This is a genomic window from Actinosynnema sp. CS-041913 (genome assembly GCF_050942485.1).
Taxonomy (GTDB): domain Bacteria; phylum Actinomycetota; class Actinomycetes; order Mycobacteriales; family Pseudonocardiaceae; genus Actinosynnema.
Genome location: NZ_CP192037.1, coordinates 2,508,245 through 2,530,390, shown reverse-complemented (window position 1 = coordinate 2,530,390; position 22,146 = coordinate 2,508,245). Strand labels below are relative to the sequence as shown.

Here is a 22,146-nt window from a genome sequence, read left to right as displayed (position 1 = left end):
GCCGATTCAGACTCGACCCGTCCGCTCACGGGCGAAGTGCGGTTCCGCCGCTTCCAGCCGCGGTACCGGGATGCCCAACCGTCGTGCTTCGGCCAGGGCGTCCCGGCAGACCTCCCGCGGCTCCTCGGCGTCGGGATCGGAGTGCGCCGCGAAATTCACGCGCACGGGGGCGAAATGGGCGGTCAGCCAGGCGAGCACGGGGGCCGTCAGCCAGGTGGGCGCCCGGAACATCAGCACACCGCCCCGGTGACGTCGCAGGTCGAGGCCGCGCGCCTGGAGGAGTGGCAGCAGTTCGCGGCCGGTCAGCAGCGCCTCGCGCAGGTCGCCCGTCGCCCCGGCGAGCTTGGACAGGGAACCCAGCCGCAGGCCCCGCGAGAGCAGGGCGGCATCCGACACGAAGTGGACCCACAGCTTGCCGCGGAAGTCGGGCTCCTCCTTGAGCCGGAGGCCGGCCTCGCGGAACGCCTGGCGCACGGCCCGCTCCCGGTCGGTCGGGGGCCGGCCGTCGAGGGTGCCGAAGACGACCGACCGCAGCAGCGTCCCGCGGAGCACGCCGTCCGTGCCGAAACCGCCACCGGCCTGGGGAAAGCCCCAGGCGACCCGGTCGACGGGGAGTGCGCCGACCGCGGCCGGCGGCTCGGTCCAGACATTGCCGAAGACCAGCACCGTGGCCTGGCCGACACGCGGGGACAGGAAGGCCGTCGCCTCCGCGAGGCGGTGGTGCGACACGCTGAGCACGATCAGGTCGAAGTCGTGGTCCGGCTCCAGCGCCTCGCGGTAGCGCACCGGCCACTTCTCGGCGACGCGCTGCCCCCGCACCCGGCGCCGCGTGTCGAGCAGGTCGAGGTCGACCGCGTCCCCGTACGTCGCCGCGCGGCCGGGCCGGACGTAGAACTCGACCTCGTGCCCCGCCTGTTGCAGGGCCCAGCCGTAGATGGTGGCGATCACGCCTCGGCCGAACATGAGGATCTTCACGCTGCACCTCGTGGGGTACGATCGATTTGGAGACAATCTCCACTTATTCGAAGATATGGAGGTCATCTCCATTTGTCAACGCGAGGTGACGCATGACCGCCGACAAGCCGCTGCGGGCCGACGCCCGACGCAACCGCGACGTCCTGATCGCCAAGGCACGAGAGGTCTTCGACGCCGGCGACTTCTTCGACCTGCGCTTCGATGACTTCGCCCGGCTGGCCGGAGTGGGCACCGGCACGCTGTACCGCCACTTCCCCACCCGGGAGGCGCTGGCCGAGGCGGTCTACCACGGGGAAGTCGCCGCGCTGTGCGACCGCGCCCGCCGGCTGCAGGCCACGCTGCCCGGGGCGGAGGCTTTGGCGACCTTCCTCCGCGGCATGGTCGACCACATCGCCGCCCACGAGGGCCTGGCCCGGACGCTGGCCACGCTCATGGCCGATCGCTCGGGCGCCCTCGCCGAGGGCGGCCGGGCGCTGGAGCAGACCGTCACCGACCTGCTGGCCGCCGCCGTGCGGGACGGCGCCGTGCGGGACGACGTGGACGCCGGTGCCGTGATGATGGTGCTGCACGGCATCAGCGCGGCCCATGACCGCCCGAATTGGCGGGCCGAGGCCGACGACGTCATCACCCTCGTGCTGGACGGGCTGCGCCGCCCGCTGTGACGCCGCCCGCTGTGACAAGGTGCGACAGCTCTGTGTCTGCGACACCTCGCCTGTCGACACGACAACCGGGTGTCCTCACCGTTGGCAAGATTGCGGTTCCCCGGCTTCCGGGATGTGGTCTCCTGAGCACTTGAACCGGACTCCTGTCCGGTCGCCGCCCGGTCGCCGAGGAGCATCACACCGATCGTGAACGACGAGTCACCCTCCGACACGGGACCGTTGCACCACAACGAACTCTCGGGCGTCGCCAACGCGCCTGTCGTACAGGCGCGGGACATCCGGGGTGGCGTCGTGATCACGAACGTCTCCCCGTCGGCCGCAGCGGACCCGCTCCACCAGGCGCTGTTGGAGACCGTGGTGCGGCTGCGCACGGGATACGGCGAAGTCCGGGGCGTACGCGTCGCGTCCGATCGGGTCCTGACGATCGCCGCGAGCGTCGGGCTCGGCGAGGGGCTGGCACTGGTCACCGTCCCGAAGACCGGCGATCCCTTCGCGTCCCTTCGCCCGGGCACGCCACCCACCGCGCTGCGCCTGGCAGCGGGGCCGGAGCCCGGATCGCCCGTGCTGGACCGCCGCACCGGTGGGGTATGCGGTGTCCTCGGACCGGCCGGCGACTTCCTGCAAGTGCCCGACATCCCCGGGCTGCCGCGGCGCAACGACGCTTGGCTCGACCTCCTCGGCCCTGCCCAACTCACGGCAGGCGAGTGGCGGCACGCGGGCCCCGTGCTGCGCGAGTACCTGGAGACGGTGCGCACGGCCGACCACGACCACCAGTACGAATGGGCACGTCAGGTCGCGCCGCCGCTGTCGGCGATCTACCTGCGCCGCCAAGCCGCTCCCCACCACGACGACGAACTGGACGAGGACACCGCCCCCGAACGGATCGCGGCGGAGGACCTGGTGGCGATGTTCGAGGGCGCGCAGGTGATCGCGGAGCCGGGTGCGGGCAAGTCCAGCCTCGTCCGCCACATCACCGCGGCGACCGCGGCGAGGTGGCTCGACGAGGGCGAGGGCGACTTCGTGCCGGTCCCCGTCACCGCGGACGCGTTGACGCGGGACAGCACGCTGCCGGAAGCGTTGGCGGAGGGGGTCCTGCCGGGACTGAGCTTCACCCTCGACCACCGGCGGCTGGTGGAGCTGTTCGGCACCGAGCCGATGCGCGGAGTGCCCTGGCTGGTCCTGGTGGACGGCCTGGACGAGGTGCTCGACCCCGGCGCCCGAACGGCGGTCACGCGGCGCGTCGAACACCACCGACGCCGGTCCACCCACCGGTTCCTGGTCACCAGTCGCCCGCTGCACGAGCGCGAGCTGCGCCGGCTCTCCGACCGCAGGACCGCACCCACCTACGTGTTGGAGCGGTTCTCCGAGCAGGAGTTGCGGAAGTTCGTCGGCAACTGGATGCGCGAGGAGGGCCAGGCACAGCCCGAACGACACGCGGCCCGGTTCCTGGCCAAGGTCCAACTGACGAAGCTGCGCGATCTCGCGCACGTGCCGCTGATCGCGACCATGCTGTGCGTCCTGCTGGCCGAGAACCCGGACCTCGACCCGCCGCACAACCAGACCCAGCTATACGAGCGCTTCGTGACGTGGCAGCTCGCCAAGGTCTACGAGATCGACGCGCGCGCCCGACTGCTCAAGCGGCTCGCGCCCCGCGGCCCCGCCGCCCAGCGCGCGGCCGACCACCTCGTGGAGAACCTGGAGGTGCTGCTCCAGGACATCGCCTACCAGCGCCTGTTCCACCAAGGCGAGGCGAGCGTGCTCGACCTCGCGGTGCGGTGGAAACCCGATGCCGAGGTGTGGCCGGAGGTGGTGCCGGACGTGCTGCGGCTCAGCGGCCTGGTCCTCCAACGCGGCCGGGTGTTCGCCTTCCGCCATCAGACGATCGAGGAGTTCCTCGCCGCCGCCGCGCTGGCACGCGCACACGGCGCTCCGGACACCCGGCGGAGCCGTCGCCTGCTGCGACCGCGCCGCACCTGGCCTTGGCCGGACCTCGCGGTGAAGGTGTTCCTCGTGGCGCGGTGGGCGGAGGCCGGCGCGGACCTGCGCCGACCGCTGCGCCGCCTCATGCGGCCCTGGCACCGCAGGCACAACCTCGGGTTCGTGTCCGCCTTGGTCGATCACGGCGTCGCCCTACCCGAGAACGTCGTGGGCGCGGCGACCCACCACCTCCGCCGGCTCGTCGCGGGACGCACGTCCCACCGGGACTGGTCGCGCTTCGCGCAGTGGTTGCACGACATCGACCCGGACCGGGCGGTCACCGTGCTCCAGGACGTCGTGCGGAACCCGGCCACGGCTCAGGACCGCCGCTACCAGGCCCTGCGGTTCCTCAACGGGTTCTCGTCCCACGACGGTGTGCCGGTCGCCGAGGTGTTCATCGCCGATGCGCAAGTGGACCGCACGGCCCGCACCGCGGCGGGCAAGATGCTCCTCGACACCGATCCGGTCGTCGCCGTGGGGATGTTCACCCGCCTCGCCGCCACTTCGCACCACGAGCACGTCCGTCTGCAAGCCGCGCAACTCGTCACGGCGCACGAGCCCGGCCGCGGCCTCGCCCTGCTCGCCGATGTGGTCGCCGACATCACGGCATCGGACACCGTCCGCTTGGCCGCCGCCCGCACCGCGCTGTCCCATGACCGCCCGCGCGGCATCGACCTGATGTGCGTGCTGGCCGAGAGCGGCGCCGGAGAGACCGCCCGTGAGGAGGCGATGAGCACCGTCCTCGGTGACGACCGGAACCGCCTGCAAGACCTCCTGGAACGCCTTCGGACCAAGGCGGCGCCCGGCGTGCGGTTGCAGGCGGCCCAGTTCCTCGTCCTGCGCCTCGACCGGCACTACGGAATCCTGGCCGAGCTGGCGTCGGACAGCGCGCTTCCGCCGCGCTTGCGCATGGAGGCGCTGCTCACGGACCGCCGAGCGATGAGCGTGGACCTGGTCGAGCAGATCGTCACCGCGTACGACGACGCGGACGGCGACAAGCTGTGGGCGCTCGGCCACCTCGCGACGCTCTCCCGCACCGCGGCGCTGCCGCACTACCAGGCCCTCGTGGCGGACCGCACCCGCTTACCGTCCTCCCGCCTGGAGACCGCGATGCTGGCGAGCAAGCACATCTCCCGCGACCAGTTGGTCGATCTCTACGAGATCATCGCCAACGACGTCTCCGTGCCCGAGCAGGATCGCCTCACGGCTGCCCAGAAGACCGCTGTCGTGGACGACGCGGCCGGGACGAGGCTCCTCGCCGAACTGGCGCGCGACCCCGCGATCGGCGCCGAGAGCCGGATGCACGCCGCCGCGGAGGCGGGCACCGCGGTGGAGCGCGAGGTGTGCGAGGTGATCGCCCGCGACACCGGGCAACCCGACGACATCCGGGTTGTCGCCGCGAAGAAGGCCGGCGGGATCGGCTGGTTCGGCAACCGCGCCCTGCTGCATGAGCTGGCCGGGGATCCGACCCTCGGTTTCGCTGCGAGGTTGTCCCTCATCAACGAGCTGAACTACGCCGATCAAGGGACATCGCTGTCGAAGATCGCGGACAACCGCAAGGAATCGCCGCACACCAGACTCGCCGCCGCCCGTGAGCTGGGCCGCGTGGACAGACCGCGAGGACTGCGCAAGCTGCGCGGGATGGCGGCGGACACCGACCTCCCGGCCGCGGTGCAGAGCGAAGCCCGCAGCGCCGCCGAGGGCATCGAGTAGCAGAAGGGGGAGCTGTGCGTGCCGAGGAACTGCTCGTGGAGCGCGATCACGTGTTGGTGGCGTTCGACGGCCCGATCGCCGAGTTGCCGCCCACGAGGTCGTCGGCCGATCGGTTGCGCGTGCTGGTGGCCGAAGGCCGCTTGCCTCGGAGGGTCGCGCGCACCGACGACCCGTTCGTGGTCCTCGCCCACGCGGCAACCATCGGCCCGGCCACCGGGCAGGCGGTGTACGCGCAGCTATGCCGGATCGAGCACGGGGTGGTGGCCGCCGCACGGGTCGCACCCGGTGTCCACGAGGCCCTCGCCGTGACGGCCGCCGCCGGCGCCCGGGTCACCGTGGTCAGCAGCCTGGACATCGCGGCGGTCCAGGCGTTCCTCGTGCTGCACGGCCTGGTCGAGCGGGTGCACCACCTCGTCGGGCGCACCGGGCCGGACCGCGCCGCCCTGCCGCCGGCCCCGGACCTGATCACCTTGGCGATCCACACGCGCGCCATCCCGGTGGAGTCGTGCTTGTTCGTCGGCGGCACGGATCGCGATCTCACCGCGGCCCGCGCGGCCGGCGTCGAGACGATTCGCCACCGCCCCGTCAGCGTCCCGCCCGCACCCGGATCGGCGGCACCACCGAATCCCTGGTTCGCCGCGCTTTCGGCGCCGACGAAGAGGTGATCGACAGGCCGCCGAGGGTTTCTCTTCCCATCGCGCTCAGGGATGGTGGAGCGAGTTGCTCACCGGCTCGCGTCGCAGCGCCACCGCGGCACATACGGTGGCCAGCAGCCAGATGACCGGTCCCGACGTGCCGCCGATGAGGTCGACGTGGCCGGGGACCACGAGAACGGCGAGGAACGCCGCGTCGACCACACCCAGCACGACGGCGTTGAGCCAGAACCCGGGACGGCTGTTGACGCGGTTCATGGCCAGCGCGACCAGCACGGCCTGCGCTCCCAGCACGGTCGCGCAGACGAAGAACATGAGGCTCTCGGCCGCCAACTCCCCTTCGGGCGCACCGCCCGCGAGATCACCGATCACCGTCGACACACCGAGACCCATGTGCAGCAGGCCCCACAGAACGTACAAAGCGGCAGCACCCGCTGCCCACCGGCGCGCAATCGCCACTTCGTCCCCCCATGCCTCACCCGAACTCGCCGGACCGTCGTGGTCGAGCCAAGGGAAACCTATGGCTTGGCGAACCGCGCGACATCAGGGTGATCACCGATATCGGCCCGGAAGTCGCCCGACACGCGCTCACACCGCAGGCGGGAACCGCACGCGAACGGGGAGCGCCCGAAGGACGCTCCCCGCATCGGCGTGGATCAGTTCTCGAACGCGGTGGTGGCGCCGTAGTTGCACATTCTCGGTGCCATCACTTCCTGCGGGCTGCCCCAGCCCGCGCACTGGTAGGTGGAGTGGCCGTACCAGTCGTGGCCGAACTCGTGGGCGGCCAGCAGCGCGTCGTCGCTCACACCGCCCATGTACAGGGCGATCCGCTGCCCCTGACCCCAGTTGCAACCGACCACCCGGCTACCGCCGCCGCAGTCGGCGATGTAGCTGTTGCGGCACTCCACCGGGGTTCCGCTGGTGCTCTCGGTCAGTCCGTTCCACGCACGCGCACCCTGGCGGATGACCGCCGCGTACGCCGAGCAGGAACTGAGGATGCGGAACGTGCGCGCACGTGGCACCGGCCACCCCGCCGCGGGGGCGGCGGACAGCAGGTTCGCGGGCGCTTCCGCGACATCGACGGCGCTGGTCGGGTGGCCCGCCACGACGAATGAGCCGTTCGAGTTCGGTGCGACGAGGACGGCGACCACCAGGGCCAGCAGGGCAGGTATCAAGAACAACTTCTTCACGTTGCTCTTCCTTTCATTGCAGGGGCCCGACGCGTTGCAGGGCACGTCGGGCGCAATCGAAGCTAGCGAATAGCCCCGCCGCCGCTCAACCGGAGCCGACTGGGACCGCTCCCGGTAAAATGATCAGCACATTGACGTGACCAGCGAATACGCGGCGCACAGCGACAGACCGGGATGTCTCCGGTGTTTATTTAACAATCCAGCCGGCCGAGTCCGGCTGGACAACGAATATGCACGGCATATCAACCCGTACCGCAGCCGTCAGCTATAGGTATGGAGCACCGTTGCGATAGGTACACCCGTTCGTCCCATCGGCACGCCGTCAACCGGACCCCGTGGTGTCACCCGCATCCGGTGTCGGCGGTGTCCGCCCCGGGGTGTTCGGCCAGCAGCGCGCACAGCCGGGCGACAGCCGCAGCCGCGTCGGTCGGCAGCCGCAGCACCTCGTCACCGGCGCTCACCAGCCCGTCGGCGGTGAAGGCCAGCCGGGTCGGTGGCGACCGGTGGCCCTGGACGGCGGCCAGTTGCTCGCCGGTCCCCACGTCCCACAGGCGCACGTCGGGCCGGTCGGCGGAGGCGGTGGCCAGGGTCTCGCCGTCGGGGGCGAAGGCCAGCGCGGTCACGTCGGCGCCCACCGCGATCTCCCGCTCGACGCGTCCGGTGGCCGGGTCGGTGAACTTGGCGGTCCCGCCCGCCGCGACGACGAGCGAATCGCCGTGGAAGCCGAGGGCGAAGGTGCTTCCCTTGTCCTCGACTCTGCCTTCCTGCCGGGTGAACGACCCGGTGTCCCAGACCTGCGACCACACGCTGACATCGCCGACCACCACCGCGGCCAGCCACTCGCCGTCCGGCGAGAACGCCAAGTCGCGCAACGGGTACGGCACCTCGAAGTGCCCGCGTTCCGCGAAGGTGTCGAGTGCCCAGACCCGCACCTCCTCGCTTTTCCTCCCCTCGGGGCGCAGGGAGACCGCGATCAGGTCCCCCGACACCGCGAAGGCGCGGACGTCGCTGCCCGGTGGCAACGGCACCGTCCGCTCCGCGCCGTCCGGGCCGGTGACCGTGATCCCCTCGACCCGGGGCAGCGCGTGGACCACCGCACGGTGCCCGCGCGGGCCGATCCGGACGTCCACGCCCGCGACCGGCTCGCCGTCCCGGACGCGCACCACGCGGCGGTCGTCCGCGACCCACGTCGTGCCGTCGGCGGGTTCGACACCCACGCCCTTGGCGGGTCCGAGCAGCCCGTCGAAGCGGTGCGGGTTCGCCCGCCACACGACCACGGTCTCCCGCGTCGTAGCGGCGGCGACGGTGCCGCCCGCCGAGGCCAGCGCGAAGATCGGGTCGCGATTGCCCGCGTACTCGGCGGTGACCTCGCCGGTGACGGGCGACCGGGCGGACAGTTCGGCGAGGTTGGCGGTCAACACCCGCTCGCCGGCGCCGAGCAGGGCCATTCCGCCACGGCCGGGCGCGAGTTCGGCGAGCGGCTCGGCCGTGTCGGGGTGCCAGAGCCGCACGGTCTCGTCGGTCCGGGTGGACACCAGGAACGAGGCGGCGTAACCGAGGCGGACCAGGTTGGAGGAGCCCGGCAGCGCGTCGCCGTGCTCGGTGCGCAGGGCGACCCGCTCCCCCGCCGGATCCCACAGCTCGACGCCGCCGTCCTGGCGTCCGACGGCCAGCCGCCGCCCGTCCGGGCGGAACCGCAGGTCGCTGATCCACGTCCCGAGCCCGAACCCCGACCGGACCCGGACGCCTCCGCGCCACAGCTCCAGCCCGCCCGACACGGCGACCGCCAGTGTCCCGTCAGGACTCCAGTCCGCCGCGTTCCCGCCCTCGACGGTGTGCACCACCGTCCCGGACCCGATGTCCCACACGGTGGTGTCGCCGCCGGAGACCGCGATCCGGGTGCCGTCCCTGGAGAACCGGACGGCGTCGACATCCTCCCCGGAGCCGTCCTCGGTGGCGAGCAGGGCTTTGCGTTCCACCACGTCCCAGACCAGAAACTCGCCGCGCCAGCCTCCCACCGCGACACGGCGTCCGGCCGGGTCGACGTCGACCGTCAGCCCGCCCGAGAAAGCCGGGTGGTCCTCTTCGGTGAACGTCAGCGGTGCGGTCCGGGTCAGCGCCGAGAGCAGTGCCGAACGCGCCTCCGGGGTCGGGTGGGCGTCCTGGGCGCGCAGGGCGTCGCGCATCGCCTGGATCGGGTCGACGGTGGTCAGCGACTCGGTGGCCCGCTGCCGGGACAGCCGCTGCGCCGACTCGCCACGCGCCAGCACGGCCATGGTCGCGGCGATGACGACCACCACCACCAGCACGGCGGCCCCGGCGGCGGTGGCCACGCGACCCGTCCGGGACCGCCTGCGCGCCCGGCGGATCGCGTCGACGTAGTCCCGTTCCACGGCGGTGAGGTCGGCGTGCGAGTCGGCCCACGCCAGGGTCGCCGCCAGGCGTGGCCCGCGCGGCAGGTCTCCGGGGTGGCGGCCCGCGTCGGCCCACCGCCGGGTGGCGTCCGCGAGCCGGCGTCGGGTCAGCAGGGCGTCGCGGTCCTCGTCGACCCAGGCCCGCAGCCGGGGCCACGCGGTCAGCAGCGCCTCGTGGCTGAGCTGGGCCCCGTCCCGGTCGACGGTGACCAGCCGGGCCGCGACCAGCCGGTCGAGCACGGGGCTCGGCGGCACCACCGCGCGTCGGCGGGTGACGTTGCCGCCGTCGTGCACACTCACCATGCGCAGGACCGTCGTGCGCAGGACCTGCTGGTCGGCGGGCGACAGCCGGGCGTAGACCTGCTCGGCGGTGCGCGCGACGGCGCCGTCGATCCCGCCCGTGGACAGGTAGGCCGCGAGCGTGAGGGTGTCGCCCTGGCGGTGGTGCCAGGTTTCCCGCAACGCGTGCGCCAGGCGGGGCAGCGCGCCCGGGTCGTAGTCGGGCCCGCCGAGGTCGGCGATCAGCCGGGCGGGCAGCCCCGGCTCGACGGACGCGCCCACCGCCGCGGCGGGCGCGGTGATCGCCTGCCCCAGTTCGTCCACGCTGAGCGGTCCCAGGATCACCGAGCGGGCCAGGGCGCGGCGCAGCGGCGGCAGGCCGATGCAGTGCTCCACGAAGTCCGCGCGCACGGCCAGCACCACCAGTCCCAGGCCCGCGTCCGCCAGGGCCGCCGCGCAGGCGGCGCGGTCGGGTTCGCCGATGTCGTGGGCGAACAGCTCCTCGAACTGGTCCACCACGATCAGCACCCGCTCGGTCAGCCCGAGCCGCCCGGCGCGGATCCGCCGGGCGAGCGCGGCGGGTTCGGCGCCGGTCACGCCGGCCACGGCGGCGGCCAGCGCGCCGACCGGGTCCGCACCGGGCGTCAGCACGACCTGCGGCCAGTCGGCCGCCGCGGGCAGCAGTCCCGCGCGCAGCAGCGACGACTTGCCCGCGCCCGACGCGCCCACCACGATCGTCGGCTCCGGGTGGACGACCTGGTCGGCCAGGCGCACCAGCAGGTCGGTGACCACGTGCGCCCGGCCGTGGAACCAGCCCGCCTCGTCGGTGGTGAACCCGCGCAGGCCCGGGTACGGGCAGCCCGCGCCCGGCGCGAGGACGGTCGTGCCGGCGGCCGAGCGGATGATCGCCTCGATGAACCGCTCCTGGTCGGCGGTGCCCGCGGCCACCGTCGCGGTCCCGTTCACCCGGACCGCGTCGGCGGCGGCCGAGATCAGCGCGGACGCCGTCGGGTAGCGGTGGCCGGGCTCCTTCGCCAGGCCGCGGGCCACCACCGCGTCCAGGGCAGGACCGATGCGCCGGTCGAACCGCGACGGGGCGGGTGGCGGCTCCAGCAGGTGCGCGGCCAGCTTCGCGGCGGGCTCGGCCCCACCGAACGGCAGCTTGCCGGTCAGCCCCTCGAACAGCACGCAGGCGAGCGAGTACACGTCCGCGCGGCCGTCCGCCTCGCCGCCGAGGCGCTCCGGCGCGAGGTAGTCCAGCGAGCCGATGAACCGGCCGGAACGGGTGATCGCCGTAGCCGCCGCCGACACCGGGCGGGCGATGCCGAAGTCGGCCAGGTACGCGTGGCCGGACCGGTCCACCAGAATGTTGGACGGCTTGACATCCCGGTGCACGAGGCCGGCCGCGTGCGCGGCGTCGAGAGCCTCGGCGACCTGGCCGAGGAGGCCGAGCAGGACGTCCGGCGTGGTGCCGTCGGCCAGCAGGCGGTGCAGGTCCACGCCGTCGACGAGCATCATGTCCAGGTACAACGTGCCGTCGATCTCGCCGTAGGCGTGCACCGGGACCACGTGCGGGTGAGTGAGCGCGGCGGCGACCCGCGACTCACGCCGGAACCGCGCCTCGTACTCCGCGTCCGCGGTCAACAACCGTTTGAGCGCTACCGTGCGACCGCTGACGGTGTCGTGAGCCCGGTGCACCACCCCCATACCGCCACGGCCGAGCAACTCCCCGACCCGATACGGCCCGAACCGCTCCGCCATGTCCCACCTCCGTGCCGTGCGGGAGTAGTGAAGCGGGTCGGGCCCGTGCCGTGCCCGGGTTCGCCGAATCCGGTGGAAGTTTCCGGGACTCGGCGGGCAGCGGCCGATCGATCAGAGGTAGCCGAACAACGGGGGGAAGAGCAGGACCACGATCCACGCCCACGCCGCGTACACCGGGAGGTAGTTGGTCTGCCAGCGTTCGAGGGCCGCGAACGGCGTGCGACGACGGACGAGGCCCAGCAGCAGCCACGCCGACCAGGCCAGGTTGGCCAGCAGGATGACGTTCTCCCCCAGGGCCGCCGCCTTGTTCGGCGTGGTGCCGAACTCGGTGATGCGACCGGTGATCTCCAGCAGCACCAGCACGTCGATGGCCAGTGCGGCGACCACGAGGGCGAGTTGGAGCCGGTCGAACGGCCTCGGCGGGGCCAGCGGGTCGCGGGCCGAGATCGAGTACAGCAGCAGGCCCAGCACCACGACCAGCAGGAGGTCGAACAGGATCAGCGCTTCCCGCTCGACGTCGATGCCGGCGCTGGTCACCACGACCGCGACGAGGAACGCCAGCAGCGCCACCGTGAACAGCGGGGTGAACAGGCGGGTGAGCACCGGCGCGATGTTCTCCACGACGCTCTGCTTCGCCTCGACCAGCCACCCCGCCACCACGACCGCCGCCGCGGCTCCGCACGGCAGCAGCCAGCGCGAGACGAAGTGCTCCGGGGAGATGCCGATGGCCTCGAACGTCCCGAACGTGAAGGCGGTCAGCACGCCGCCGCCGAGGGCGATCAGGACGTAGTAGACGAACCACTCGCCGGTGAAGCGGATGAAGTCCATGCGCCGCCGCGGCGAGCGCACGTCGTCCGACACGTACGCCAACCCGACCGCGAACCACAGCGCGATGGGCAGGTGGACGCTCGTCACGACCACCGACTGCGAGTCGTCCGCGAGCGGGTAGGCGTTGGCGGCCACGGCCCCGAGCGCGAACAGCCCCAGCAGCACACCGACCACCGCCCTGGTGGCCCGGCGACGCCACGCCAGGAACGCCGCCAGCCACGGCAGCGCCAGCAGGCCGAGGTTGGGCGCGTAGAAGGCGCCATCGTCCTCAATGGACAGACCGAACAGCTCCGGCGCCTTGATGGACAACGCCGCGCCTACCGCGCAGATCACCAAGGCGAGCACGTCACGCCGCCGCTTGCCGTCCGACACCGCGGTGTCGCTCAGCACCAGTTGCTTCCACAGCCGTTCGGAGTGCTCGCGCGCGAACTCGCGGGCCAGGTCGTCCAGGCTGCCCATCCGCTTGACGGCGACGAGGAACGCCTCGTCGGCGTGCAGTCCCGCGGCCACGAGTTCGTCCACCGAGCCCCGCAGGTGGTCTTCGAGCTCGTCGGCGTCGGACTGCCGCAACTCCTTGCGGCGCTGCGCGTACTGCCGCCACTGGGCGAACTGGGCCTCCAGCTCGTCCTCACCGCCGGTCATGCGAGGCCTCCCAACGGATCGGCGACGACCGGTCTGGAGTCGTGCCAGACCTCCTTGAGCGCGGCCACGACCGTGTCCCACTGGCGTCGCTGCTCGGCCAACTCGGCCAGGCCGGTGCGCGTGATGCGGTAGTACTTGCGCCGCCGCTCCCCGGCGACCGACTGCCAGCTCGACTCCACGTGCCCGAGGCGCTCCAGCCGGTGCAGCAACGGGTAGAGCAGGCCCTCGGTCCAGTCGAGCTGCCCGCCGGACAGCTCGTTGATCCGCCTGAGGATGGCGTACCCGTAACTGTCCGCTTCGGCCAGGATGCCGAGCACCATCGGCGTCGCGGACGCGGCAACAAGATCCTTGGCGACTTTCACGCGGCCTCCACCTAGATGTGCGATGCATAGAACTGCTAGGTAAGGCTAGCGCAGCGCCGACAGCGCGTCAGGAGCGGTGTCAGGGCCGTGGCTGTGCGGCGTCAGGGCAGCGGTGGATCGTGGTCGCCGTGAGCAGTGCGGAGGTCGAGCGCGAACCGGGCAGGGCAGGTCACGGGGGGCTTGCGCCGCCACTATTCAGTGCTACTATCTACCGGTAGTCAGTGGCACTAGGTAGCTGGAGTTCCGGCGTCCGTGGGGCTTTCTGGCGGAACGACACGAAAAGCTTCGCCAAGGAGGCGGATGACCATGGGAATCTCGGATATCACCGCGAAGGTGATCGGCGACAAGCGGCGATGGCGGGCGTACAAGGCGCGCACCCGGCAACTTCCTTCGAACTATCGCACGGCGGTCGATGCGCTGGAACGGTACCTGATGCACTTCGGGCCGGCCGACGGCGACACCGCGGCCTCGATGTACGAGGACCTGGCCGATCTGTTCGAACGGGCCGCGGCGGACGGAACCGCGATCCGCGAGATCGTCGGAGAGGACCCCGTGGATTTTGCCGAGGTGTTCCTCCAGAACTACTCGAAGGGCGGTTGGGTCGCCCGCGAGCGGGAACGGCTGACCAGCGCCATCAAGCGCGCCGAAGAACAGGACGGGGACAGTCACTCATGACGGCACAGCAGGTGATCCGGGTACAGGGTCTGAAGAAGTCGTACAAAAAGTTGGAGGTGCTGCGCGGCGTCGACTTCGATGTGGCGCGGGGCAGTATTTTCGCCCTGCTCGGCTCGAACGGGGCGGGCAAGACCACGGTGGTGAAAATCCTCTCCACGCTGCTCAAAGCCGACGCGGGAACGGCCGGTGTGCACGGCTTCGACGTCGCCACGCAGGCTGCGGAGGTGCGGGAGTCCATCAGCCTCACAGGGCAGTTCGCGGCCGTCGACGAAATTCTCAGCGGCCGGGAGAACCTCGTGCTGGTCGCCCGGCTGCGCCACCTGAAGAATCCGGGCAAAATCGCGGACGACCTGCTCGCCCGGTTCTCGCTGACCGACGCCGGCGCGCGGAAGGTGTCGACGTACTCGGGTGGCATGCGCCGCCGCCTCGACATCGCGATGAGCCTGGTCGGGAATCCGCCGGTCATCTTCCTGGACGAGCCGACGACCGGGCTCGACCCCGAGGCGCGCATCGAGGTGTGGCAGGCCGTCAAGGAGCTCGCCGGCCAGGGCACGACGGTGCTGCTCACGACGCAGTACCTGGACGAGGCCGAACAACTCGCCGACCGGATCGCGATCCTCCACGAGGGTCGGATCATCGTGAACGGCACCCTTGCCGAGCTGAAGAAGCTGCTTCCGCCGGCCAAGGTCGAATACGTCGAGAAGCAGCCGACCCTCGAAGACGTATTTCTGACGCTCGTCGGCACCCGGGGCAAGCACGGCGACAGCGGCGATGCCCGCGTCGGCACGACCAGTGGGGAACAACGATGACCAAGCACCGCTTCAGCGACACCGCAGTCCTGCTCGGACGATCCCTGCGCCACATCACGCGCAGCGTGGACACCATCATCACGACCTCGATCATGCCGGTCGCCTTCATGCTGTTGTTCGTCTACGTGTTCGGCGGCGCGATAAAAGCAGGGTCGGATTCTTACGTCAACTACCTGCTGCCGGGCATCCTGCTCATCACGGTCGCTTCCGGTATCTCCTACACCGCGTTCCGGCTCTTCCTGGACACCAAGAGCGGCATTTTCGAGCGGTTCCAGTCCATGCCGATCGCGCGGTCGTCCGTGCTGTGGGCGCACGTGCTGACCTCGCTGATCGCGAACCTGATCTCGCTCGTGGTCGTCGTGCTCGTCGCCCTCCTGATGGGTTTCCGCTCGGGGGCGGGAGTGCTGGCCTGGCTCGCGGTCGCCGGCATCCTGATCCTGTTCACCCTGGCGTTGACGTGGCTCGCCGTCATCCCGGGCCTCACCGCGAAATCGGTGGACGGCGCGAGCGCGTTCTCCTACCCGCTCATCTTCCTGCCGTTCATCAGCTCGGCATTCGTGCCCACCGACACCATGCCCGGCCCGGTGCGCGCCTTCGCCGAACACCAGCCGGTGACGTCCATCGTCAACGCCATCCGCGACCTGTTCACCGAGCAGCCGGTCGACTCCGACATCTGGATCGCCCTCGGCTGGTGTGTCGGTCTCCTCGTCTTGACGTACATCCTCGCCACGATCACTTACCGCCGCAAAATCGCCTGACTGCGGATCGCGGTCGGCTACGGCGCCACGCCGAACGCGATGTTGATCCGGTAGTCGTCGCCGGACCGGCCGATCACGTCGATCGTGGTGTTGCTCGCGGCGTCGCGGAATCGGCTGCCCACGTCGAACGGCGCGTCGTTCAGTTCGTGGCCTTCGCAGCCGCCTGAGCCCGGCCGCGCGTCCTTGACCAGCACGGTGGTCGGGCTGGTTCGGATCACCACGCCCTTGCGACCGCCGCGCACCGAGACGGGGACGAGCGTGTCGGTGTAGCGGCCCATCAGGTCCCAGCCGCCGGCGAACCGGTGGAGGTCGCCCTGGTAGCCGTACAGGTCCGGCAGGCCGAGCGCGTGCCCGGTCTCGTGGTTGAAGACCTTGCTGCCCCAGTGCCACATGTCCTGGCCGAACGTGACCGACCTGGCGATGACCGTGCCGTCGGGCGCGGTGAGCCGGTTCAGGTAGGCGGTGGAGGGCGTGGCACTCCTGTTTCAGGTGAGCGCGTCCGCAGTGTCGCAGCAGGAGGCGACTGTCGCATGTGGACCACCGAAGCCACCACACCCCGGCGCGGACCCGGGTCGGGCCCGCACCGGGTGTCGGCTCAGCGGTTGCAGCGGGCAGGTTCGTTCTTGTCCAACACCTCGGCGTGCAAGGCGAGCGGGCGGGCGGTGCCGATCTTCGCCTCGCCGTCGCCGTGCAGACCGGTCGCGGCGTCGTCGCCCGCGGTGAGGCCGAGGACGTAGGTCAGGTACAAGCCCTGGGACGCTTGCAGCGCGGGCATCCCGGTGATCTTCAGGACGGTGCCGTTGTCGGTGATCCGGTGCTGGATGTCGCCTTGGCTGCCCTGGGTGTTCTGGCCGCCGCTGTAGTAGGAGTACGAGACGAAACCGCTCCAGCGGAACCCGGACGGGGCGCGGAACACCTGGTCGATGCTGTTCAGGTCCTGACCGGTGCCCTGGTTGAAGCCGATGGTGACGGCCATGAACCCGGTCTCGCCCTGCTTGGTCTCCAGCAGGGCCGGTTGGACGACGGGCAGCGCGGTGTCGTTGTTGGCGAACGTCTGCGGCTGCGCGGTGCCCTGCACGGTCGCGGTCAGGCGCAGCGGACGCGAGTCGGCGAGGACGGCCTTGCCGTCGGTGTGCCGGCCGGGCTGGGCGTCCGCCTTCGCCCGGATGCCCAGGGCATAGGTGAGCACGTAGCCCTGGTTCGCCTGGAACTGCTGGAGCCCGGTCAGCCGCAGCCTCCTGTTGCCGTTCTCCAGGGTGGGCGTCAGCGTCGTACCCCCGCTCCCCTGGCTCTGGCCGCCGGCGTTGTAGTAGGTGAACGTGATCGTGCCGGTCCACTCGAACCCGGTCGGCGCGTCGAAGACCAGTTCGGCGTTCGCCAGGTCGACCGGGTTGTTGTCCGGGTTCTCGACGCTGAAGGCGATGTGCCCCTCGGCGCCCGGCGCGACCGAGACCGCCGCGTGCTGGCACACCCGCAGGTCGTCCTTCGGGATGTACTCGGTCAACCGCGTGTCGTGCGAGTCGGAGTTGTCCGGCGAGGTGTTGCGGTGCGTCGCCGACTCGATCGTCGCCGCGCACGTGGCCTTGCCGGTGGCCTCGCGGTCGACGTCGCCGGTGACGGTGATCGTCGCGGTGCCGCCGACCGGCAGGTGGAGCGGCTGCCGGAACGTGCCGTTGTCGGCGCTGCCCGGACCTGTGGAGGACGCGCCGCCGCCGGTCTGCGAGACGTCGATGCTCACGTCCGACAGCGCTGGGCTGAGGGTGCCGGTCACCACGGCGTCGGGGACGTCGTTCGGCCCGTCGTTGCGGACGGTGACGGTGAAGCTGATCCGGCTGCCGGCCGGGGCCTCGGCCGCCCCGTCGACGGTCACCGGCATCGCGGCGGGCAGTGCGATGACGAGGTTCCGCAGGCAGTGGCGGGAGATCTCCTGGCCGGTGCTCGCGGACAGGCCGAGCTTGAACGTCCCCGGCATCGCGGCCTGGCCCTGCGCCAGCTTGAGGTCGACCCCGTCGAACACGGTCGTGGTCGTGTCGCCACGGGTCACGTGCACGGTCAGCACGGCGTCGACGATCACCACCTGGACGTGCGCCCGGTCTGCCCAGACCGCGTTCAAGCCACCGGGGGCGGCGACACCGTCGATGTAGCCGAACCCGCCGGCGCGGTCACCGGAGCCACGCAGCACGATCCGGTTCGGCTTGCGCACGTCCTCGGCGGTGGGGCCGGCCCAGACGCGGGAGAAGTTGCCCCATTTGTCGAAGCCCAGGCCGAGCCAGCCCTTCGTGACGCCGTTGCTCTTGCCGTAGGGGCCGCGGCCGTACCCGAGGCCGGCACCGTAGCCGCCGACATCGGTGTCGTAGGCGCCGTCGATGAGGTAGACGGCGAAGCCGTCGCCGTTGCCGCCTGCGCTGGAGAAGTCGAACTCGATGGAGACACCGGACGCGGACGGGAACGGGACGTTCAGCAACGCCGTGCCCGCCTTGTCCGTGGCCCTGGGTGTCAGTTGCAGGCCGTCGTCCCCGACGAGGGTGGCGTCGCCGTGCAACGCCCACTCGTGTTCGAGGTCGTCGACCCGGGTGACGCGGAACGTCTCCTCGATCGGGAAGACCTCGGTCGAGAGGGCGGTCCCGGTCGCTGCGGTTTGCTGGCTCGTGGTCATCGAACTTCCTTCGGTGTCGTGTTCGTCTTCCTGGTCGGGTTCCTCCGGGGACTGGGTCGGGTCTTCGGGTTCGACCGGGCGTGGCAGGCGCGCGCCGATGAGGTCGAACAGGCCTAGCACGACGTCTTCGTAGAGGTAGAAGCCGCTCTCCAGGGGCGGCAGCGCCTCGTCGGCGACACTTCCGCTGACATCGGCCGCATCCCCGTCGGTGTCTGCGACACCCCCGCCGGCGTCCGGTGAGCCCGGCGGTGGGGTGAGCACCTCGGTGAGGCCGCGTACCACCTCGTGCAGGGTCGACTGGGCGGTGGCTGCCATCCACCGGACGTGCGGGATGCCACCGATCTGCCGGAACGGGCCGGCCGCGTGGGTGTCGACCGCGGCGACCGCGGTGTCCACCCAGCGCACCGGCAGGGCCAGCAGGGCGCCGAGTTCGGCGCGGGACAGGACCGGCGGCGGCTCGCCGTCGACCATGAAGTCCTCCCATTCGAGCAGGTCGAACAGGACCTGGCCGCCCTTGTAGAACGGCCAGGGCGCCAGCGCGTCGAGGATCTGCCGGGCGCGCCGCGGCTCGTCCTGCCGGATCGCGACGCCGCGGCGGGCCAGGGTGCACAGCACCTCGCGCAGCCGGGCGTTGATCCTTCCCACGAAGCGCAGCGCGGCCCGGTCGCCTTCGCCGAGGGCGGAGTCGTCGAGGCGGTCGGTCATAGCGGCCGGGTGGTGACGTAGTGGGCGATCTGTCGCAGCACTGCTTTTCCTTCGTTCTCCGGGATGATGGCCAGGTCGCGCTCGAACCGGGCGATGCCTTCGGCGGCCAGCCGGTCGGCGAGTTCGGTGGCGTACTCGATGGAGCCGTGCCGCCGCATGGCGGCGAGCAGCTCTTCGGCGTTGGCCTGGGACTTGTCGGCCCGCCGCTGGTGCAGGAGCGCACCGAGCCGTTGCCGCTCGCGGTCGTCCGCGTGGCGGAACAGGTGGATCAGCATCACGGTGCGCTTGCCCTCCAGCAGGTCGCCCAGTGCTTCCTTGCCGTAGAGCGCTTCGTCGCCGACGAGGTTGAGGATGTCGTCCTGGATCTGGAAGGCGATCCCGATCAGCCGGAACGCCTCGTCGAAGCGGCCCAGCACACCGGGGTCGGTGACGCCGGCGCACACCGCGCCCATCCGGCACGGGCTGATGCAGGTGTACCAGCCGGTCTTCTTGGTGCTCATGGTGAAGTAGTCCTCGTCCCGGGGCGGCACCACGCGGTGGTGGATCCACCCCAGCTCCATCGCCTGGCCCTCGATGGACTCCCGGCACATGTGCATGGCCTCCTGGATGAGCCCCAGCGTCCGGGCCAGCCCGAGCGTCTCCAGGTTGGCCAGCACGGCGTCCACCGCGAGCAGGTTGAGCCCGTCACCGGTGTTGACCGCCAGCCCGTTGCCGAACTCGGTGTTCATCGTGGGCAGGCCGCGGCGGTGGGTCGACTCGTCGGCGATGTCGTCGTGCACCAGGAAGCCGTTGTGGAACAGTTCGAGCGCGGCGGCGGCCCGCACCGCGTTCTCGGGTTTCTCGCCGAACGCGGCGCAGGCGGCGAACACCAGCGTCGGGCGCAGGCCCTTGCCCTGGCGGGTCGGGTAGGACCGCATCAGGTCGTACAGGTCCGCTTTCGGCTCGCGGTCCGGCAGCAGCCGGTCGATCTCCTGGTTGGTCCGCGCGCGGCAGGCCCGCATGGTCTGCACCAGGTCGGCGTCGCCGACCGGCCGCGCCTCCCACCAGCCGGTGCTGCGGCGGCCGTCCCAGAGCAGCCTGGGCGCGGCGCTCGCGGTGCCGCCGATGGTCGTCCGGTCGCCCGGTTCGAGCGGTTGGCGGTTGGCGAGGAAGTCGACGGCGTGCCAGCCGGTCGGCACGTCGCCGTGCGGGGAGACCCGCGGCGCCGAGCCGCCGGTGGCCGCGCCCCACAGCCGGGGCGCCTGGTCGCGGTAGTCGCGCCAAAGCTGCTGCACGAACCGCAGGCCCGAGGCGCGTTGGGACAGCAGCACGAACGCGCGCCACACCGCCAGGACCCGGTCACGCGGCCCGCGCACGTCCAGGCTCTGCGGCAACACCTGCTCCACCGGGGGACGCTGGGCGTCGAAGACGAGGTTCATCGCCCGGTCGTCGAAGACCACCTCGACGTCCGGCTCGCCGACCAGGTCGGGTTCGACCAGCAGGCGGCTGTAGCGGGCCGTCATGGTCGCCCGGCTGCCGTCGTGGAAGTGCAATCCCAGTCGGGTCTCCCGCAGCTCCTCGGCGGCGGCGGCGACGATGGCGGGCGCGCGTTCCGACAGCGCGGCCACGGTCTCGGTCAGCAGCCGCGCACCGGTGTACGGCGCGGTCTCAGTCGTCACGGGCGTCTCCGGCGAACTCGACGATGCCTTGCGTTTCGAAGCCGAACCTGCGGCCGGAGACCACGCCCGCGATCGCGCAGGCGCCGAGCAGCTCGTGCACGCTGAACGGCTTCAGGCTGGTCTCCGACGGGTTGGCGATCCGGGCGGCCGTGGTGGGCCGGAAGTCGAGCACGAGCCGGTCGTCGCCCAGCCCCGCGGTGATCAGCAACCGGCTGGGCACCGGCGGGGCGGGCGGGGTGGCCAGGGTGGACGCCAGCGGCGGGACCAGCACCACCCGGTCCCGGTCGAGTTCGCCGTGCACCGCGACCTCCAGCCGGCGGCGGGGGAAGTGCCGCACCATCCGGCCGTCCCGCCACAGCATCACCGAGCCGGTGGCGGCGTCGTGCGGGTATTGCGGCTGGATCAGGGTGAACACCACCGACCACGGCGGCGGGTTCGCCGCGTCGTCGGACGGCGCGTTGGCGAAACCGAAGACCCAGCCGCCCAGCACCGGCCAGCTCCACCGACCGCGGACGCGTTCGTGGTACCCCAGCAGCTCGCACCGGACGTCACCGTGCGGTGACCGCAGCGTTCCCGAGCCGCGCACGCCGGGCTCGGACTGCCACCGCAGGAACTGGTCGTGCCCGAACGGGGCGCACTGGGACGTGCACGGCCTGCTGGTGCGGGACAGCCGGAGGTCGACCGCCGGCCTCCCCGCGGCGGCGGCGACCGGGAACGCGCCGGGCGACCCGTGCGGGTGCGGCAGCCGGAACGCCGACCACGCCGTATCGGGCGCGACCGCGTTGAACTGGGTGGACGACCAACCGTGCACCGGGTCGTGCAGCAGGAGGATGGCCATCCGCTGCGGCGCCCACCGGGCGGCCGACCCGTCCGCCGGCGGCTCCGGGCCGAGCACCGACAGGTTCGAGATCACCGCGTGCGCACTGGTCGAAGACAGGAACGCGTAGTGCAACCACTGCCGATCGAGCGGATGGCACAACTCCGCCTCGGGAAAAGGCCCTCGCACGCCAAGCATCCAACGCTCCTCTTAGGACCACCGCGGCAGCCGAATCCGTCCCGGCATCGCCCGGCACACCGAGCGGAGCGGGAAACCCTTGCCCGGCAGCGGATTCGTCCGCGGTGACGGCCACGCACTGGGGCAAGCAAGCAATAGCGCACCGAGCCGAGCCGGCGCGAGCAATGACCATCTATCGAGTGGCACGGCCCCCGTACCGGGTGCGGCCCACCCGGTTCACCGACACGCGCTCGTCATCGTGAACGGAATCCGCACTCCTCGGAGAGTCGGATCACCAAGCCGCCCACGACGAGTCGGGCGCTCCGCCCGGCGCGAGCCGATCAGGTCGCAATGCCCCATGGCGCGCCACGGTACGGCTCGCGGACCCACCACCACGCCGGCATCACCGCTTCGGTACAAGGAAACCGCCGAACA

16 protein-coding genes are annotated in these 22,146 nt (G+C 71.5%); 6 read left to right on the top strand and 10 right to left on the bottom strand.

The annotated features are described in order from the left end of the window. Positions 1 to 6: 6 nt before the first annotated feature. Positions 7 to 975: a ketopantoate reductase family protein gene (locus ACQPZF_RS12300; protein WP_433271404.1), complete on the bottom strand. Its 969-nt coding sequence runs from the start codon at positions 973 to 975 to the stop codon at positions 7 to 9. 92 nt (positions 976 to 1,067) lie between these two features. On the opposite strand from ACQPZF_RS12300, the gene ACQPZF_RS12295 reads away from it, so the two are divergent. The 3 genes from ACQPZF_RS12295 to ACQPZF_RS12285 all read left to right on the top strand — a co-directional run bounded on the left by ACQPZF_RS12295 (position 1,068) and on the right by ACQPZF_RS12285 (position 5,992). Then, entirely contained in the window at positions 1,068 to 1,637 is a 570-nt protein-coding gene (locus ACQPZF_RS12295) for a TetR/AcrR family transcriptional regulator (protein ID WP_433271402.1), read from the top strand. A 186-nt stretch (positions 1,638 to 1,823) separates the two neighbouring features. Beyond that, on the top strand, positions 1,824 to 5,327 hold the full coding sequence (locus ACQPZF_RS12290; RefSeq protein WP_433271400.1) for an NACHT domain-containing protein: 3,504 nt from the start codon (positions 1,824 to 1,826) through the stop codon (positions 5,325 to 5,327). A 14-nt stretch (positions 5,328 to 5,341) separates the two neighbouring features. Beyond that, the gene (locus tag ACQPZF_RS12285) at positions 5,342 to 5,992 is read left to right on the top strand and encodes an HAD family hydrolase (RefSeq protein ID WP_433271398.1); all 651 of its coding nucleotides are present in this window, start codon (positions 5,342 to 5,344) and stop codon (positions 5,990 to 5,992) included. A gap of 36 nt (positions 5,993 to 6,028) precedes the next feature. Here the strand turns inward: ACQPZF_RS12285 and ACQPZF_RS12280 are convergent, their stop codons facing one another. The 5 genes from ACQPZF_RS12280 to ACQPZF_RS12260 form a co-directional block, all read right to left on the bottom strand. Beyond that, complete coding sequence (locus tag ACQPZF_RS12280) at positions 6,029 to 6,400, bottom strand: hypothetical protein (protein WP_433271396.1); 372 nt, start codon at positions 6,398 to 6,400, stop codon at positions 6,029 to 6,031. 236 nt (positions 6,401 to 6,636) lie between these two features. Beyond that, positions 6,637 to 7,170, bottom strand: a complete 534-nt coding sequence (locus ACQPZF_RS12275; protein ID WP_433271394.1) for a hypothetical protein — start codon at positions 7,168 to 7,170, stop codon at positions 6,637 to 6,639. A 341-nt stretch (positions 7,171 to 7,511) separates the two neighbouring features. Continuing rightward, entirely contained in the window at positions 7,512 to 11,624 is a 4,113-nt protein-coding gene (locus ACQPZF_RS12270; protein WP_433271392.1) for a protein kinase domain-containing protein, read from the bottom strand. A 111-nt stretch (positions 11,625 to 11,735) separates the two neighbouring features. Beyond that, positions 11,736 to 13,094: a permease prefix domain 1-containing protein gene (locus ACQPZF_RS12265; RefSeq protein ID WP_433271390.1), complete on the bottom strand. Its 1,359-nt coding sequence runs from the start codon at positions 13,092 to 13,094 to the stop codon at positions 11,736 to 11,738. Continuing rightward, positions 13,091 to 13,456, bottom strand: coding sequence for a PadR family transcriptional regulator (locus tag ACQPZF_RS12260; protein WP_433271388.1), 366 nt, complete (start codon positions 13,454 to 13,456; stop codon positions 13,091 to 13,093). Before ACQPZF_RS12260 ends, ACQPZF_RS12265 begins: the two co-directional genes overlap by 4 nt. Before the next feature lie 333 nt (positions 13,457 to 13,789). On the opposite strand from ACQPZF_RS12260, the gene ACQPZF_RS12255 reads away from it, so the two are divergent. From ACQPZF_RS12255 to ACQPZF_RS12245, 3 genes are read left to right on the top strand one after another with little or no spacing between them, the layout of a single operon-like run. Beyond that, positions 13,790 to 14,131 (top strand): DUF1048 domain-containing protein, encoded by a 342-nt coding sequence (locus ACQPZF_RS12255; RefSeq protein WP_433271386.1) that lies wholly within the window; start codon positions 13,790 to 13,792, stop codon positions 14,129 to 14,131. After that, complete coding sequence (locus tag ACQPZF_RS12250) at positions 14,128 to 14,940, top strand: ABC transporter ATP-binding protein (protein WP_433271384.1); 813 nt, start codon at positions 14,128 to 14,130, stop codon at positions 14,938 to 14,940. Before ACQPZF_RS12255 ends, ACQPZF_RS12250 begins: the two co-directional genes overlap by 4 nt. Next, a complete protein-coding gene (locus ACQPZF_RS12245; protein ID WP_433271382.1) occupies positions 14,937 to 15,698 on the top strand; it encodes an ABC transporter permease in 762 nt (253 codons plus the stop codon). The genes ACQPZF_RS12250 and ACQPZF_RS12245 overlap by 4 nt, the downstream gene beginning before the upstream one ends. Positions 15,699 to 15,715: 17 nt before the next feature. Here ACQPZF_RS12245 and ACQPZF_RS12240 read toward each other — a convergent pair whose 3' ends face one another. The 4 genes from ACQPZF_RS12240 to ACQPZF_RS12225 form a co-directional block, all read right to left on the bottom strand. Beyond that, positions 15,716 to 16,090 carry a hypothetical protein gene (locus ACQPZF_RS12240; protein ID WP_433271380.1) on the bottom strand — a complete coding sequence of 125 codons (375 nt, stop codon included), beginning with the start codon at positions 16,088 to 16,090 and terminating at the stop codon, positions 15,716 to 15,718. 203 nt (positions 16,091 to 16,293) lie between these two features. Beyond that, the gene (locus ACQPZF_RS12235; RefSeq protein WP_433271378.1) at positions 16,294 to 19,059 is read right to left on the bottom strand and encodes a hypothetical protein; all 2,766 of its coding nucleotides are present in this window, start codon (positions 19,057 to 19,059) and stop codon (positions 16,294 to 16,296) included. Further along, positions 19,056 to 20,717, bottom strand: a complete 1,662-nt coding sequence (locus ACQPZF_RS12230; RefSeq protein WP_433271376.1) for a polyprenyl synthetase family protein — start codon at positions 20,715 to 20,717, stop codon at positions 19,056 to 19,058. Before ACQPZF_RS12230 ends, ACQPZF_RS12235 begins: the two co-directional genes overlap by 4 nt. Further along, entirely contained in the window at positions 20,707 to 21,732 is a 1,026-nt protein-coding gene (locus ACQPZF_RS12225) for a hypothetical protein (protein ID WP_433271374.1), read from the bottom strand. The genes ACQPZF_RS12230 and ACQPZF_RS12225 overlap by 11 nt, the downstream gene beginning before the upstream one ends. Between the last annotated feature and the right edge of the window lie 414 nt (positions 21,733 to 22,146).